Annotated in this window: 13 protein-coding genes and 1 tRNA gene; 8 read left to right on the forward strand and 6 right to left on the reverse strand. The window is 62.5% G+C overall.

The window, feature by feature from the left end; genetic code table 11:
* Positions 1 to 38 precede the first annotated feature (38 nt).
* Positions 39 to 806 carry an alpha/beta fold hydrolase gene (locus tag AB7F41_RS04735; protein WP_428383495.1) on the reverse strand — a complete coding sequence of 256 codons (768 nt, stop codon included), beginning with the start codon at positions 804 to 806 and terminating at the stop codon, positions 39 to 41.
* Positions 807 to 968: 162 nt separating this feature from the next.
* Here AB7F41_RS04735 and AB7F41_RS04740 point away from each other — a divergent pair.
* The 3 genes from AB7F41_RS04740 to AB7F41_RS04750 all read left to right on the forward strand — a co-directional run bounded on the left by AB7F41_RS04740 (position 969) and on the right by AB7F41_RS04750 (position 3,689).
* A tRNA-Arg gene (locus AB7F41_RS04740) sits at positions 969 to 1,045 on the forward strand.
* 1,136 nt (positions 1,046 to 2,181) lie between these two features.
* Positions 2,182 to 2,865 (forward strand): HD domain-containing protein, encoded by a 684-nt coding sequence (locus tag AB7F41_RS04745; protein WP_428383493.1) that lies wholly within the window; start codon positions 2,182 to 2,184, stop codon positions 2,863 to 2,865.
* A 350-nt stretch (positions 2,866 to 3,215) separates the two neighbouring features.
* A complete protein-coding gene (locus AB7F41_RS04750) occupies positions 3,216 to 3,689 on the forward strand; it encodes a hypothetical protein (RefSeq protein WP_428383491.1) in 474 nt (157 codons plus the stop codon).
* A gap of 195 nt (positions 3,690 to 3,884) precedes the next feature.
* Here AB7F41_RS04750 and AB7F41_RS04755 read toward each other — a convergent pair whose 3' ends face one another.
* Positions 3,885 to 4,946: an AI-2E family transporter gene (locus tag AB7F41_RS04755; protein WP_428383489.1), complete on the reverse strand. Its 1,062-nt coding sequence runs from the start codon at positions 4,944 to 4,946 to the stop codon at positions 3,885 to 3,887.
* Between the two features lie 508 nt (positions 4,947 to 5,454).
* On the opposite strand from AB7F41_RS04755, the gene AB7F41_RS04760 reads away from it, so the two are divergent.
* Positions 5,455 to 5,718: a hypothetical protein gene (locus tag AB7F41_RS04760; RefSeq protein ID WP_428383487.1), complete on the forward strand. Its 264-nt coding sequence runs from the start codon at positions 5,455 to 5,457 to the stop codon at positions 5,716 to 5,718.
* A gap of 209 nt (positions 5,719 to 5,927) precedes the next feature.
* Here AB7F41_RS04760 and AB7F41_RS04765 read toward each other — a convergent pair whose 3' ends face one another.
* Positions 5,928 to 6,947 (reverse strand): patatin-like phospholipase family protein, encoded by a 1,020-nt coding sequence (locus tag AB7F41_RS04765; RefSeq protein WP_428383485.1) that lies wholly within the window; start codon positions 6,945 to 6,947, stop codon positions 5,928 to 5,930.
* A 222-nt stretch (positions 6,948 to 7,169) separates the two neighbouring features.
* Here AB7F41_RS04765 and AB7F41_RS04770 point away from each other — a divergent pair, with 222 nt between their 5' ends.
* A complete protein-coding gene (locus AB7F41_RS04770) occupies positions 7,170 to 8,780 on the forward strand; it encodes an alpha/beta hydrolase (RefSeq protein ID WP_428383484.1) in 1,611 nt (536 codons plus the stop codon).
* A gap of 90 nt (positions 8,781 to 8,870) precedes the next feature.
* Here the strand turns inward: AB7F41_RS04770 and AB7F41_RS04775 are convergent, their stop codons facing one another.
* Complete coding sequence (locus AB7F41_RS04775) at positions 8,871 to 9,200, reverse strand: hypothetical protein (RefSeq protein ID WP_428383482.1); 330 nt, start codon at positions 9,198 to 9,200, stop codon at positions 8,871 to 8,873.
* 150 nt (positions 9,201 to 9,350) lie between these two features.
* Positions 9,351 to 10,391: an AI-2E family transporter gene (locus AB7F41_RS04780; protein ID WP_428383480.1), complete on the reverse strand. Its 1,041-nt coding sequence runs from the start codon at positions 10,389 to 10,391 to the stop codon at positions 9,351 to 9,353.
* Positions 10,392 to 10,730: 339 nt separating this feature from the next.
* Between AB7F41_RS04780 and thrS the strand changes: the two genes are divergently transcribed.
* On the forward strand, positions 10,731 to 12,683 hold the full coding sequence (gene thrS, locus AB7F41_RS04785) for a threonine--tRNA ligase (protein WP_428383478.1): 1,953 nt from the start codon (positions 10,731 to 10,733) through the stop codon (positions 12,681 to 12,683).
* 254 nt (positions 12,684 to 12,937) lie between these two features.
* On the opposite strand, the gene rpmB is transcribed toward thrS, so the two are convergent.
* The gene (gene rpmB, locus AB7F41_RS04790) at positions 12,938 to 13,231 is read right to left on the reverse strand and encodes a 50S ribosomal protein L28 (protein WP_428383476.1); all 294 of its coding nucleotides are present in this window, start codon (positions 13,229 to 13,231) and stop codon (positions 12,938 to 12,940) included.
* Positions 13,232 to 13,636: 405 nt separating this feature from the next.
* Between rpmB and AB7F41_RS04795 the strand changes: the two genes are divergently transcribed.
* Together AB7F41_RS04795 and fae are read left to right on the forward strand one after the other, a co-directional pair.
* Positions 13,637 to 14,527, forward strand: coding sequence for an NAD(P)-dependent methylenetetrahydromethanopterin dehydrogenase (locus AB7F41_RS04795; protein ID WP_428383474.1), 891 nt, complete (start codon positions 13,637 to 13,639; stop codon positions 14,525 to 14,527).
* Between the two features lie 170 nt (positions 14,528 to 14,697).
* A partial coding sequence (fae, locus tag AB7F41_RS04800; RefSeq protein WP_428406450.1) for a formaldehyde-activating enzyme occupies positions 14,698 to 14,989 on the forward strand: 292 nt, incomplete at its 3' end.

Below are 14,989 nucleotides of genomic sequence, written 5' to 3' on the forward strand. Positions count from 1 at the left end.
CCGCGTCGACAATGGCACGCGGCCGCCGCCCCGGCGGCTTAAGGCCGAGTCTCGAGGAATTCCAGCACCGCCTGCTTGTAGATCCGGTCGCCCACCGCCCGGTTGTGGTCGCGTCCAGGAATATCGACGACGCGGGCGTTGGGGAAGAACGCCGCCAGCGGATGCGGATCGCCAGCCACGTCGTCGCGCGTGCCGACGCAAATCAGCACGGGGGCGGCGATCCGCGCGAGCAGCTCGGGCTGCAGGGCCTTGCGGGCGCCGCGGACGCAGGCGGCGAGCGCCGCGAGATCGCCGCGGTTGGCTTCGGCGAAGCCGCGGAAGATCTTCAGCATCGAATCGTCGATGTCCTCGATGCGCTCAGCCTCCATCGCTTCGGCGAGGCCGCGCGGAAGTCCCGAGTCCTGGATGAGATTTTCACCGATGCCGCCGAGGATCAGGGAGCGCACGCGCTCGGGCGCATTCAGCGCGAGCACCGTCGCGATGCGTCCCCCGAGCGAATAGCCCATGACGTCGGCGCGCGAGATCGACAGATGGTCGAGCAGATGCGCGACATCCGCGGCCATCAGATCGAGACTGTAAGCCGCCGGATCGTACAGCTTGGCGGATTGACCATGCCCGCGATTGTCCAGGACAATGACCCGGCGGCCATCCTCGGTCAGCGTCTTGACCCATTGCACGAAGAGCCAGTTCACGGCATGGGTCGAGGCGAATCCGTGCACGAGAACGATCGGTTCTTCACGGTCTTCCGTTAGGGGCTCGAAATCCACATAGGCTATCTCGACGCCATCCGACAGGAACGTTTCCATTAGAAATCCCAGTTAGCCAGCTTTATCTAAATGTTTGCGTCGTCGACACAAGGCCGCCGACCGGCGAAAGTAAATGCGCTATTGCCATTCCGGCCGCTTGCCGGTAAACGAGCCGACACGTCGCCGTAACCCGTTTAAAGCACGAGGGCTATGGCGAAGCAGGCGCCCGTAGCTCAGCTGGATAGAGCACCAGACTACGAATCTGGGGGTCAGAGGTTCGAATCCTTTCGGGCGCGCCATTTCGGAACAACGCCGGGAACGTCAAATCCCCCGATCGTCCGGCCGATGCGGCGGCGCGCCTGAGCGGCGAGCGTGAGCCCGGCTTTTTTGACGTCCGATCTGCGACGACGGCCGGGCGGCGTCGCATCTCTTTATCTAAGGTCTTTCGAGAGGATCGTGCGAGTCCTGCCGAGAACCGGCCTGACTCATTTCGCGGCCGCATCGCCGATCCCTGCGCCGGACGTCATCGCTGGGCGACGGCTCTGTGTCGACGCGCTTCGCGCTTCCCGGACTGCATCGTCGAATGGCGTCGGCGGCGGCCAAGAAGCAGCCGCCGCGCCGTCTTGCGAAGAGCGTCATCGAACATTCGAAGTTGAATCGTCGCCGGTCAGCCGTCCGATGAAATCGGGCGAATGCGTCGGCCCCCAAACGGCGGTCGACGCAACGTCAGGCGCGCAAGGCCGACGGGACATGCAGATCGAATCCCGCGAAGGGCGCCTCTGCATGTTCCGGGCGCAATTTGCCGTTGTCAGAAAATTCGTCGCGCCGCCTTGGCGAAGCGGCGCGATCGCGCTTCCTGGTTGATCGCGTTCGGTCCGGACTTCGTTAACGCCATTGGACGCATCGGCGGCGCGCGACGCCGTGCCGTGTATTCCACGTCCGAGTCCATTTGAGGCATCGTTTTCCGGCCGGAGCGTGCATCTTCGTCTGCTGTACGAAGCTGGAGGCAAAGGCCTCATCTACGTTACGATCCGCCGCGGTCGACAAAACCGCTGCGCCCGACGGCGCCGAGGCGAGGAACAGTGAAGCGCAAGCAGCTGCTAACAAATAAGTTTTGAGATTCCGGCGCATTGTGGCGTGCTCCCTAGCCTTAAGTCTTATCGCTTAAGGCGCTCGATACTACGCGTCAAAATTTTTCGTTACAATGCGGAAGTTCATGGTTTGGTTTGCATGGCTAACGCCGTTCCGAATCGCAGCCTACAAATAGAAAATGCGCATGTTCAATAAACTGGATCGACTGGATCTCTATGCATCATCAGCAGAAACGACAGGACAGCGGAAAGCGTCCATGCAGCGCCTAAAAATGCGTCGCCATCCGCATCCGCCTACGCGATAATGCCGTTGACGTCAGAGTAATGGAATCGCCTTCCCGCGCATGAACGCATTGCAAATCAGAAGTCTTTATTGGCGCAGGCTTGAAGCAAGCCACACGGCTGCAGCCTGGGAGGTTCTCGACGCCGCCTACGGCGATCTCGCGCGCGCTTACCATAGCTGGCGCCACATCAGCGACCTTTTGCAGGCGCTGGACAAACTGGCCGCGCTCGCCACGCGACCGGAGCTGATCATGACCGCCATTTTCTGGCACGACGTGGTCTATCGGACGCGCGGCGCTGACCAAACCCGACGCGCCGATTTCCTCAATGTTCGGGACAGCGCCGAAATGTTTCGAAAATATACGCGTATGACCGCAGCGGACGCCGACGCCGTTCAGGAGCTGATCATGGCGACGACCAATCATCTAGAGGCCAAGGCCAGTCGGGAGCGATATCCAGGTTTCGCACGGGATCTCGACCTGTTCGTCGATCTTGACCTCAGCCCGCTCGCGCTGCCTTGGGAGCAGTTCGCGTCGAACTTCGAAGACGTACGTTTCGAATTCAGTTGGATTCCGGAAGATGTCTTCAATTCCGGCCAGGCCGCCTTTCTCAGAAATCTGCTCACTCACGAGGACAGACTGTTCCGCCTGCCGGAAACGATCAGGATGTGGCGGGCCGCGGCGCTGAGCAACATCAGCCATTGCCTGAGCAATCTCTCGACAGGCGATGCGGCGACGGCGAAGTGACCTCGCAGACCGTGGCGCTTGACGAGGTCAACATTAGCCGGACGCGTCAGCGCATCACGCCTGGTTCGCGATCGGAGAGGCCTTCGAGATTGCGCGCCCGGCGTCTTCGAAATCCGACGGCGGCAGCGGCTTGACTCAATCGGCGGACCTGCCCAGATGAATCGTGCCGAGCGTCAAAATCTCCTCCTGTCATGCTCGGGCAGGCGCGATTTGAACATCGATGCCGCGCGTTTCGTTAAATGCAATCGTCGCAGGCAATCGCTATAGGAAAATAACTTCTGAATGTGTCGGCGCTGATTGAACGCGAACGCCACGCGAGATTTGAGCGGCGAAGAGCTAGGATAGTCCCCATGGCTTCAACGCAGTCCACGTCCGCCAAGCGGCGTTTGAACACAACACTTAAAATCGCAATTTGGCTCGTCGTGGCTGTGCTGGTTCTTCTGGCGGCGCTCGCCGCGCTGAACAGCTTTAACTATTCGGTCGGGGTCCGAACGGGCGTTCTCAGCAAGCTGTCGAGGAGAGGCATCGCCTGCCGGACATTCGAAGGCCACCTGGCGCTCCCGAGTTTTTCGGCGTCGACCAATAGTCGATCGCGAACCCAAGAATTTGATAACACGTTCAATTTCTCGGCGCCTGACCCCGGCGTCAGAAAGCAATTGGAAGCGATGCCCGGTCGAACGGTGACGCTTGAATACCACCAGAAACTTTTTGCGCTGGACTGGCCGCTTCCATTCCTGTGCGTCCGTCGAACGGAATTTGAAATTGTCGGCGTGAGGCCAGGGCCGAGTTCACCTGCAGCTCCCCCAGCGCCCGCCGGGCAATGAGATAACGTCGCGGTCTGACCCGGGCGTCGTCGGCGCGCGCATTCCTGATCGCTGCGGCGCCGTGATTGGCGCGGCGCCTGTCGCCGGCGCCCGTTCAGCTTCGCGGGCGCATGCCGTGCGAACCCGTCAAGCCACGCCGGGCGATGCGCCTTCGATCAGGCGCTCAGCGTTCTGGTTGACGCTCTTGCGCCGCGTTCACGTAAGTTCGCTCGGCTTGGGGCTCGGAACGGCCGTTGGCGTTTGCGGCGTTCCGGAGAACATTGTGGCGATCCACTGAGTTGACGGAAATTGTGCGCAGAGCGTCAGAAATGCGATCGCCAGGGGAACGCCGATAAAGGCGCCGGGAAGACCCCACAAGAAGGTCCAGAGAACGACGGCGAACGTCACGACGGACGGCGAAATCGCCAACGCCGAACCTGAAATCATCGGTTCGAGATAGCTTCCGATGACGAACTGAAGCACGGCGAGAATCACGAACACGATGCCTGCGACCTGCCAGGAGTCGAATTGAACGAAAGCAAACAGCGCGGGGAAAATGGTGACGATCAGGGATCCGATATAGGGCAGATAGTTGAGCGCGAAGGCCAAAATTCCCCACGCCGCCGCAAGCTCGAGACCCATGAGAAGCGCGAAGAGGCCAACGGCAAGGCCGGTCGCAATGCTCGCGATCGTGCGCACCACCATATACTTGCGGAATTTGGCGCCGATCAACTGACTTGCCCTCAACAGGCGATGGCTTGTTTCTTCGTCTTTCAGATTGGCGATATGGGCCTGGAAATCCTCCGTCTCGGCGAGGCCCATGATTAGAAATATGAAGACCAGAAGAGAGAAGCCAACGAGAACATTGACCCTCGTCGCGACGGCCTTCAGGAAACTCACCAGCCATCCGGCATTGAAGTTTTCCGTCACGTGCGACATGACGAATATGTCGTGCTGCTCCAGCCACTTCGTTGAGTTGCGGAATGTCGCCTCGATCCGAGAGACATTCTGCCTGATCCAATCGGCGATCTCGCCGCCGCCCCATATGACCATCGACGTCAGCGCGACAACGACGCCGAGCGTCACAACGATGGTGATCAGCAGCGCCAAGGCGCGTGGCATTCTGGCCTGAAGCCCTTTCTGCAGCGGCCAGATCAGCGCGATGATGAATATCGCAAAAATCACCGGCTCGAAGACCGCCTGGGCCATGGAAGACACTGCAAGCACAACGACCGTGATGACGAGCGCAGCCGTTGTGTTCACGACCTTATTGTCCATCTCGTCCCCCCGCCTCTCGTGACCCGTTGCAATCGACAGAATTTGAAACCTCGGCCGCCAGGAATGGACCGTCGCGCCGAATGCCGCGAGACATAGCGCAAAAAGCGCCGGCCCGCCCGAGGGAATTTTGCAGCCGTCGCCCCATTGGTGGCGATCGTCAAAGACGCTGACCGACATTTTTGCGCGAGCCGGCGACGCGCCGCTCCTGCTTTGGACTCGTATTGTGACGATAGGGTTTCAGCCTCGATCGGCCGCGCCGATGGCGCCTGATCGTTAACCAAAAAGGCGCGCATTGAGCGCGCCGCGCGAAACGAGATCGTCCGCGGGGGCGGCCGCTCCCCGACGATGCGGCGGAGCGAGATTGCGCACGCTAATCCTATGAGTCGGCGAGGGCTTCCAAGCCCAGGGGGCGTCCGTCCCGGCGGAAGGCGCGCCGGTTTAGAGGCCAATTGCGAAGGTTTCGGCGTTATGCAAGATAGCTTCGCGAAAATCCTTTGGGAGAGAACATATGGTCACCGAAAATCATGACGAGAGCTCTCAACTCTCGCGTCGCTCGTTGCTGACGGCCCTTTTTGCGACGGCGGTCGCGGCGCCGATCGCGGCGTTGGTTCCCGACGACGCCGAAGCGCAGGAGCGGCAGTTCACCACCTTCCACCATCAGCCGCGCTCGCCCCGTCCGGGCCGCTCGAGCAGAGGGTGGCGCCGCCGTCACGCGCGCGTCCGCCGCACCGGACCGACGCAGTCGAAGGCTCCGGAGACGCCGGCGCAGTAAGGCGCCGTAAGGAGAGCGGGCGGTCGGTTCCTCTTGAGACCGCCGCGCGCTCGCCGCGCAGGGCGCGCCCAAAATAAGCCAAACGCCGAACTCAGGACGCTGACGGCGCCAAGCGCGATCCGCCCCAGCCTCGACAGACTTCAAAACGTCAATTCATCAATCAATCAGGTCGGCAAAGCGCGGCGAGATTTCCGGCGAGTCCGATCGAGTCATATTCCCTCGAGCAGCGCGTCAAGGTGGAGGGTCGAACGGACGCCGACGTCGCCGTCGTGACGATCGAGGAAGTCTTGCGCCGCCCGGCGACCCTCGTCGCGGAGCACGCAGAGAAAATCCCATTCCGCGATCAGTTTCGAGGATGCGCTGAGCTGCGTCATCATCTCGGTCGAAATCCGGTGGATGCGCATTCCCGCCCAGCGCGCGCCCTCCGCGTCTCCCGGATTGGCGGCGCGGCGCAACAGGGCGATCATGCGCAATTCCTTGAGCAGAACCGCGTTGAACGACACTTCGTTGAGGCGGTTCAAGATCTCGGTCGCAGAACGCGGAACGCTCTTGCGTTCAATGGGATTGATCTGGACGAGGATCGTATCCGTCGACTCGCACTCGCGAATGAGCGGCGTGATCGTCGGATTGCCGGAATAACCGCCGTCCCAATAGGCCTCGCCGTTGATCTCGACGGCCTGAAACATGGTCGGCAGGCAGGCCGAAGCGAGAAGCGCGTCCGGCGTCACATCGGCGTTCTTGAAGACGCGCGCGCGGCCGGTCGACACGCTGGTCGCGGTGACGAAAAGCTTGATCCGCGCCCGCGCCAGACTCTCAAAATCGACGGTTTCCGCCAGAATTTCGCGCAGCGGATTGACGCCTTTCGGATTGAGGTCATAGGGCGAGAACAGACGCGACAGGATGTCCGTCGCGATGAAGAACGGCGAAGCGTCCAGCGTCCAGCGACCCATCAGCACGTCGACCGGATTTCGCTGCAAGGGACTGAGCCGCGCCGCCTCCGAGACGCGCCGCCAGAACAGTTCGAGCGCCGCGCGGGCGCCGTCTGCGCCGTCGACGACATAGCCGCTGATCAGCGCCGCCGCATTCATCGCTCCGGCCGACGTGCCGGAGATCCCTTCGATCTGAAGCCAGGGCTCTTCCAGCAGGCGGTCGAGAACGCCCCACGTGAAGGCGCCATGGGCGCCGCCGCCCTGCAAGGCGAGATCCACAAGAACGGTGTCGCGCGTCATTTCCGCAAGGCTCCAGCGACTCCGTCAATTCAACTCTCGGCCGAACCTGCGCCGTCTGCTTCGAGCAGGCTGCGCATTGTCGAAAAGGCCCGATCGATTTATCCAGTAGGCGCGGTTCGAATGAATGTTACTTTGCGTGGGCGCGCCGATATGGGCAAGCAGCTTTTATGTGCGCCGAACGGGCGTCGGCGGGCGTTCGAACCTATGAGCCAGGGATAGACGATGCTGCGCTTGGCGCTCAAAACAGTGAAATGGCTCTTTATCCTGCTGAGTCTGCTCGTCGTCGCATTTCTTGCCGTACGCATCTACAATTCTCAGCGCGGGCTGCCGCTTGACGTTTGGCACACCTACGCGCCGAAAGAGTTGAGCGAGAAAGAACTCGACGCCGCCGATTGGCGCGCCTATCTCGAAGCGGAAGCGAAAATATTCGACTCGTTGCGCGTCAACGTCAGTCAGCGGCTGACGCCGCAGGAGCAGGTTCCCTTCAATCGATATTTCGAGGGCAGTCCGGTCTATCCGGGCCGTTTCGCGCAGGACTGGAATCGGTCCTATCTTCTCGAACCAGCAGGGCCTCCTGTCGGGGCGGTCGTCCTCCTGCATGGATTGACCGACTCGCCATACAGCTTGCGCCACATTGCGTCGCGCTACCGCGATCGCGGGTTTGTCGTGGTCGCGATCAGGCTGCCGGCGCATGGCACAGTGCCGGCGGCGTTGACCGACGTGGAGTGGACGACATGGTTGGCCGCGACGCGGCTTGCCGTCAGGGAGGCGCGACGACGCGCGCCCGAACCGGCGCCATTACATATTGTCGGATTTTCGAACGGCGGTTCGCTTGCCCTGAAATATTCGCTCGACGCGATCGCGGATAAGAGTCTCGCTTCGGTCGATCGTCTCATCCTGATCTCGCCGATGGTGGGCATTACGCGGTTTGCGCGGTTTGCGGGCCTCGCGGGTCTGCCGGCCATGCTGCCCGCCTTCGCGAAGGCCGCCTGGCTCAGCGTGCTGCCGGAGTTCAATCCGTTCAAGTATAATTCGTTTCCCGTGAATGGCGCGCGCCAGTCCTATCGCCTCACCGATGCCCTCGGAACGCAAATGCTGCAGGCGCGACGAGAGGGACGACTGGCCGCGCTGCCGCCGATCCTGACATTCCAGTCGGTCATGGATTTCACGGTCAGCACCCGGGCTGTGCTGTCCGGCCTTTATGATCATGTGCCGGACAACGGAAGCGAACTCGTCCTGTTCGATTTGAACCGCAACGTCAAATTCGGTCCGCTGCTTCGACCCTCCGCCGAGGCCGCACTTTCACGGATCGTGCCGCCGGGCGTCAGAAACTATCGCTTGACGGTCGTGACGAACGCCGGCGAAGGAACCGACGATGCGGTGGAGCGCGTCGTCGAAGCCGGCGCGACGGCCGAACAGACGCGCCCGCTGGGACTGGCCTTTCCGAAAGGCGTGTTCTCGCTCTCGCATGTCGCCTTGCCGTTCCCGCTCAGCGACTCGCTCTATGGCCTGACGCCGGATGACGCCGAGGATTTTGGCGTTCACTTGGGCTCGCTTGCGCCCCGCGGCGAGCGCGGCACGCTGATCGTCAGTCTGGATGCGCTGCTGCGCATGTCGTCGAACCCGTTCTTCTCCTATATGGCGCAGCGGATCGAGGAGTATCTTCCGTCGCTTCCGGACGGCGGCGCAGCAGCCGGGCGGAGCGGCGAGGGCCTGCAATCGCCGCAAGAGGCCGCCCCGGCGCCGCCGCCGAATCGTCCTATGCGCGCAACGCCGGAACGTCCCGCGGCGGCGGTCGGAACCCGGCCCGCCAAGAAACGGACGCCTCGTTGACGGAGAGGCCGACGTTCGAAAAACGCGCGCGTCGGCCGCGGGAAGATCTTCGGGAGGCGCTCTTGCGCCGCGAACCCGCCAAGCGTGGTCTTACGACCGCCGCCCGCGCTTGATGAAGAGACGTCCCAGAAGCCCGACGAGATAGCCGCCGATCATGATCGCGAAATAGACGATGATGACGAAGGCCCAGCGATCGCTCGCAGACGCCACTCTGCGGAAGATGTCCGCCAGATAGGTGAGATCGATGAATCTATCCGCGAACAGCCCGCAACCGACGGAGAGGATCGGCACGATCCACCAGGGGGCTCTGAAATAGCCCAGGAGAATGGCGAGCAGAAAGACGATGAACCCGAAGACGTGCAAGAACTCGAGAAAGACCGCTTGCGAAAGCAAGCCAAGGAATCGGACCAGCCAAAGCATCTGACGCCTCTCTGCGTGAACTCGGACAATCGTCTTATCTGAATTCGGCCGCAGCAGCCATATGGCTCGCCCGCGGGGCGACCGGGACTGCGCGGCGTCTGGACCGGCGCAGAGAACGTCGGCAGCCGCGCGCGGAAACCATCGCGCCGTTTAGACGGGTTGGCGGGGTCTGGGCCGTCCCGACGACAAGATCTCCGCCGCCCATCGGGTCGAGGGGAATTGTTCGAAAATCGTCAGCGTCGCAATCGACAGCGGGACGCCGAGAAACGCGCCAAGCGCGCCCCACAGGAACGTCCAGAGGACAATCGAAAAAAGGACGATCGGCGGCGAGATCGAAAGCGCCGACCCCGAAAACACCGGCTCCAAATAGCTGCCGATAACGAACTGGATGACGGACACGCCCAGGAAGACGATGATCGGCGTTTCAAGCGAGCCGAACTGCACGAAGGCGAAAAGCGGCAGAAGCGCCGTTATGATGAACGAGCCGATGTAGGGCAGGTAGTTCAGCGCAAAGGCCAGCACGCCCCACGCGCCGGCCATTTCCAACTCCATGAACTGGGCAAAGCCCCATACGGCGAGACCCGTCGCGATGCTGGCGATCGAGCGGACCAACATATAGGTGCGGAACTTTTCGCCGATCTTCCTGCCGCCTTCCAGCAGGCGCCGGCTCGTCTCCTGATTCTCCAGCGACGCGATCCGCGCCTGAACGAATTCGGCTTCCGCCAATCCCAAAATCACATAGATGAAAACGATGATCGCGAAGGCCAGAATCGTGTTCACTCTCACAGCGACTGTGTGAAGAAGCCTTACGAGCGACGCGGCGTTAAAATGTTCCGCGATGAGCGTGAAGACGAAAATGTCATGCTCTTCGAGCCATGACGTCGACGTCATCGCCAATTCCTGAATGCGGTCGAGATTCTGTCTGAGCCACTCCACAACTTCGCGGCCGCCCCAGGCGATCAGGGAAAACAGCGCCAGGATCACGGCGGCGGTCATCACGACCGTCACGCACAACGCGACGACTTTTCCCAGCCGCGCCTGTATGGACTTCTGCAGAGGCCAGGCAAGCGCAACGATGAAGACGGCGAAGATGACGGGTTCGAGGACCGCCTGGCCGAGCTTGCAGGCGACAAGGGCGATGAACAGGATCACCATGGCGGCGGCCGCGCGCGTGATCCGATTTCGATCCATGACCATCCCTGCGCGGCCTTCCCTCAAAGAAACGAACATTGCGGCATTTGAATTCGGCTGATCCAGCGACGGGAAAGACCGGTCTCCGGAAGGCGACGATAGCATAGTTCACCCTTGTGCCTCCGCCGGGAATCGCACGAAGGCGAATTTGACACGACGCGCTCGGTTCGATGAATGGCGGGCCGGCCGGATTGGCGCCCGCTCCGCGATGTTGCCGCCATTTTCGAACCTGGCGGCGACGATTGCGTCAGCGGGCGGGCGGCGTTATGAAGACGCGCATCCATCTTCTGCGACTTACGCCGATTGGTGTCGGCGACTGAGCGCGACAGGAGCGCATCTATGGTAGCGGTTACATTCCCCGACGGGGCGTCCCGTCAGTTCGAGCCCGGCGTTTCGGGCGTCGACATCGCCAAGAGCATCTCGCCTTCTCTCGCCAAGCGCAGCCTCGCCATGACGCTCGACGGCGCGCTCGTCGATCTCGCAAGCCCGATCGAGCGCGACGCTAGAATCGAGTTCGTCACGCGCGAGGATCCGCGCGCGCTCGATCTCATCCGGCATGACGCCGCGCATGTGTTGGCGGAGGCGGTTCAGGAGCTTTATCCCGGCACGCAGGTGACGATCGGCCCCGTCATCGAGAACGGCTTCTATTACGATTTCTTCCGCGCAGAGCCCTTCACGCTTGAAGACCTGCCGGCGATCGAAAAGAAGATGCGCGAGATCGTCGCGCGCGACGCCAAGATCACGCGCGAAGTGTGGAATCGCGACGACGCCAAGCAATGGTTCTTAACCAAGGGCGAGATTTTCAAGGGCGAACTCATCGACGCCATCAAGTCCGACGAGCCCCTCAGCATCTATCGGCAGGGCCAGTGGCTCGACCTCTGTCGCGGGCCGCACATGCCGTCGGTCGGCAAAGTCGGCACGGCCTTCAAGCTGATGAAAGTCGCAGGGGCCTATTGGCGCGGCGATCACAACAATCCGATGCTGTCGCGCATCTACGGCACGGCCTGGGCGACGCAGGAGGAGCTCGACGCCTATCTGCATCGGCTGGAGGAAGCGGAGCGGCGCGATCACCGCCGATTGGGCCGCGAGATGGACCTGTTCCATTTCCAGGAGGAAGGCCCCGGCGCGATCTTCTGGCACCCCAAGGGCTGGGCGCTGTTCCAGAACGTCATCTCCTACATGCGCCGGCGCCTGAAGGCCGACTACAGCGAAGTGAACGCGCCGTTGCTGCTCGACAAGTCGCTGTGGGAGACGTCCGGCCACTGGGAGTGGTTCCGCGAGAACATGTTCGTCTCGCAGCCGGCGCGCGACCAGACGGACGAAGACCGGCTCTACGCCATCAAGCCGATGAACTGTCCGGGCCATATTCAGATCTTCAAGCATGGCCTGAAGTCCTATCGCGATCTGCCGCTGCGCATGGCCGAGTTCGGCGTCGTGCATCGCTACGAGCCCTCCGGCGCGCTGCACGGACTCTTGCGCGTGCGCGCCTTCACGCAGGACGACGCGCATGTCTTCTGCACCGAAGATCAGATGGCCGACGAGTGTCTCAAGATCAATGATCTGATCCTGTCGACCTACGCCGATTTCGGATTCGAGGAAGTCGTCGTAAAGCTCTCGACGCGTCCGGAAAAGCGCGTCGGCTCAGATGAGGCGTGGGACCAGGCCGAGGCGATCATGACGCGCGTCCTCGGCGACATCGAAGCGCGCTCGGGCGGACGCATCAAGACGGGCGTCAATCCGGGCGAGGGCGCGTTCTATGGCCCGAAGTTCGAATATACGCTGCGCGACGCCATCGGCCGCGAATGGCAATGCGGCACGACGCAGGTCGACTTCAACCTGCCGTCGCGCTTCGGTGCCTATTACATCGGACCGGACAGCGAGAAGAAGACGCCGGTGATGATCCATCGCGCGATCTTTGGCTCGCTCGAACGCTTCACGGGCATTCTCATCGAGCATTACGCCGGGCATCTGCCGCTGTGGCTGTCGCCGTTGCAGATCGTCGTCTGCACCATCACGCAGGACGCCGACGACTACGCCTATGAGGTCGCCGCCGCGGCGCGCAAGCTCGGGCTTGCGGTCGAGGTCGACGCGCGCAACGAGAAGATCACCTACAAGGTGCGCGAGCATTCCCTGGCGAAGGTCCCCGTGCTGCTCGTCGCCGGCAAGAAAGAGGCGGCGGAGCGCACGATCTCCATGCGCCGGCTCGGCTCGCAGGCGCAGACGCAGCTTCCGCTCGACGAGGCGTTGAAGCTGCTGGCCGACGAAGCGACGCCGCCGGATATGCGGGTCTAACGCGGCGGCGCCGGGCGTTGACGCCTCTCCCTTACGGGGAGGCCGCGCGCCGAAGGCGCGCGGGTGGGGATGCTACCGTATGGACCCCGCCCGGTTCGCTTTGCGAACCGCCTCCCGGTGAAGGGGAGGGAGCGGGCGCGCTGGTTCATCGTTCGCGCTCTTGACGTCGCGTCCGACGCAACAAGGAGACAAATCAAAAGAAAAAGCCCCGTCGCCATGAAGCGCGGGGCCTCTAAAATTCGGAATGGAGCGGATCAGGCGCTCGCCGCCGCCTGCTTCTTCTCGATTTCGCGCTTGAGCGCGCGGGCGTTCTGCGAGAGGTCGTCGCGCTTCGCCTTGAGCAGGAAGGCGTCAAGCCCACCGCGATGCTCGACCGACCGCAGCGCCGCCGCCGAAATGCGCAGCCGCACCGAGCGCGCCAGAGCCTCCGAGGCGAGCGTCACATTGACGAGATTGGGCAGAAAGCGGGTCTTCGTCTTCCGGTTCGAGTGGCTGACGAGATGGCCGGACTGCACGCCCTTTCCGGTGAGCTCGCAACGGCGGGACATGGCGGTTCCTTTCGCTCTATATCTTCCATGCGCCGGCTGCGGCGTTTGACGCCCGCGATCGCCAGCGGAGGGTGAAAACGACAGCGAGGCGCGACGCCGATGCGCCGAGCCTCGAATGCAGGCGCTTATAAAAGCAAAGCCCGGCCGCCGTCAACCGAGCGCCGCGCGCAATTCGCGACGTCTCCTGCGGCGCGACGCTGCGGCGCACACGCCTCTGGACATCGGCTGCGTTCTGGGCTCTAAGCCTCACATCGCTCCGGGCGAGGCCGACGGGCGCGCGACCGCGCGCCGTTCCTTTTGCCGGGAATCATTGGAGAAATCGAGGGCTGGAGTCGATCTCCGCCGCGCGCGTCGCCTTTTGGCCGCGTAAGACGCGACAATCGAGGGAAAGGTTGGGGAAATTCAATGGCCAAAGCGATTCTGCACATGCTCAGCACGTTGAAGCATATGAGCCCCTTCGACGTGAACATGGCCCTCGACGCCGGCTATGACGCAGCGATTCCCTACACCAATGTCACGCTCGACGAAGTCACCGCGCTCGTGCAGGACGCGATGTTTTCGCGCGCGCCTTCTGCGGCGCTGCGCACGGGCATTTTCTTCGCCGGCCGCGACGCGGTGCTCGCGCTCGACATGATGGACGCGGCGAAGAAGGCGCTGTTGAAGCCCTTCGAAGTTTCGCTCTTTGCCGACCCTTACGGCTCCTTCACGACGGCCGGCGCGATGGTCGCCTGCGTCGAGAAGATTCTGCGCGAGAAGAAGCAGCGCGAGCTGAAGGGCGCGAAGGTCGTGATCTATGGCGCGACCGGCGTCGTCGGCTATTCCGCCGCCGTCATCTCGGCGCTCGAAGGCGCTCAGGTCACCATCGTCGGCTACAGTGGCCTTGAGCGCGTCGCCAAGCTCGCCGACGAAATGTGCAAGCGCTTCAATATCAAGGTGACTCCGGCCGACGGCTCCAGCCCCGAGCAGGTGCGCGCGCTCCTTTGCCAGCATGAAATCGCCCTGTGCGCGGCGCGCGCCGGCGTCCAGGTGCTTTCGAAGGACGATCTCGCCGCCGCCAAGGATCTCCTGATCGCCGCCGACGTCAACGCCGTGCCGCCCTTGGGCGTCGAAGGCTGCGGCCTGCACGACAATGGCGTCGTCATCTCGCCGCACGGCGCGCTCGGCATCGGCGCGCTAGCGATCGGCAATGTCAAATACGGCGCGGAATCAGGCCTCTTCAAGAAGATGGCGACGTCCGACGAGCCGCTCTGCCTCGATTTCCGTCACGCTTTCGCGCTGGCGCGCGAACTCGTGTGACGTTTCGCGCGCTGTCAGGGCCCGCGCCTTGGCAAGCCTGCGCAAAAGTGATTGAGTCCGCGCCGCGAGCGCCAGCTTGCGGGGCTTTCTCATTGCCGCGCGCCGAGCGCGTGCGGTTCGCGTGAGGCGCTTGTCGATTCAGGCGCTACGATTTTTTTGGGAGAAAACACATGGCAGTGATCAACAAGATGCTGGTCGGCGAGTCGCTGGTCGGCGACGGCAACGAGGTTGCGCATATCGACCTGATCATGGGTCCGCGCGGCTCGGCGGCCGAACTGGCGTTCGCCAATGCGCTGGTCAACAACAAGGACGGCTTCACGACGCTGCTCGCGGTCGTCGCGCCGAACCTTCTGTGCAAGCCCAACACGATCCTGTTCAACAAGGTGACGATCAAGGGCGCCAAGCAGGCGGTGCAGATGTTTGGCCCGGCGCAGCATGGCGTCGCCAAGGCGGTTGCGGATT

Source organism: Methylocystis sp. (genome assembly GCF_050251305.1).
Classification (GTDB): Bacteria; Pseudomonadota; Alphaproteobacteria; order Rhizobiales; family Beijerinckiaceae; genus Methylocystis.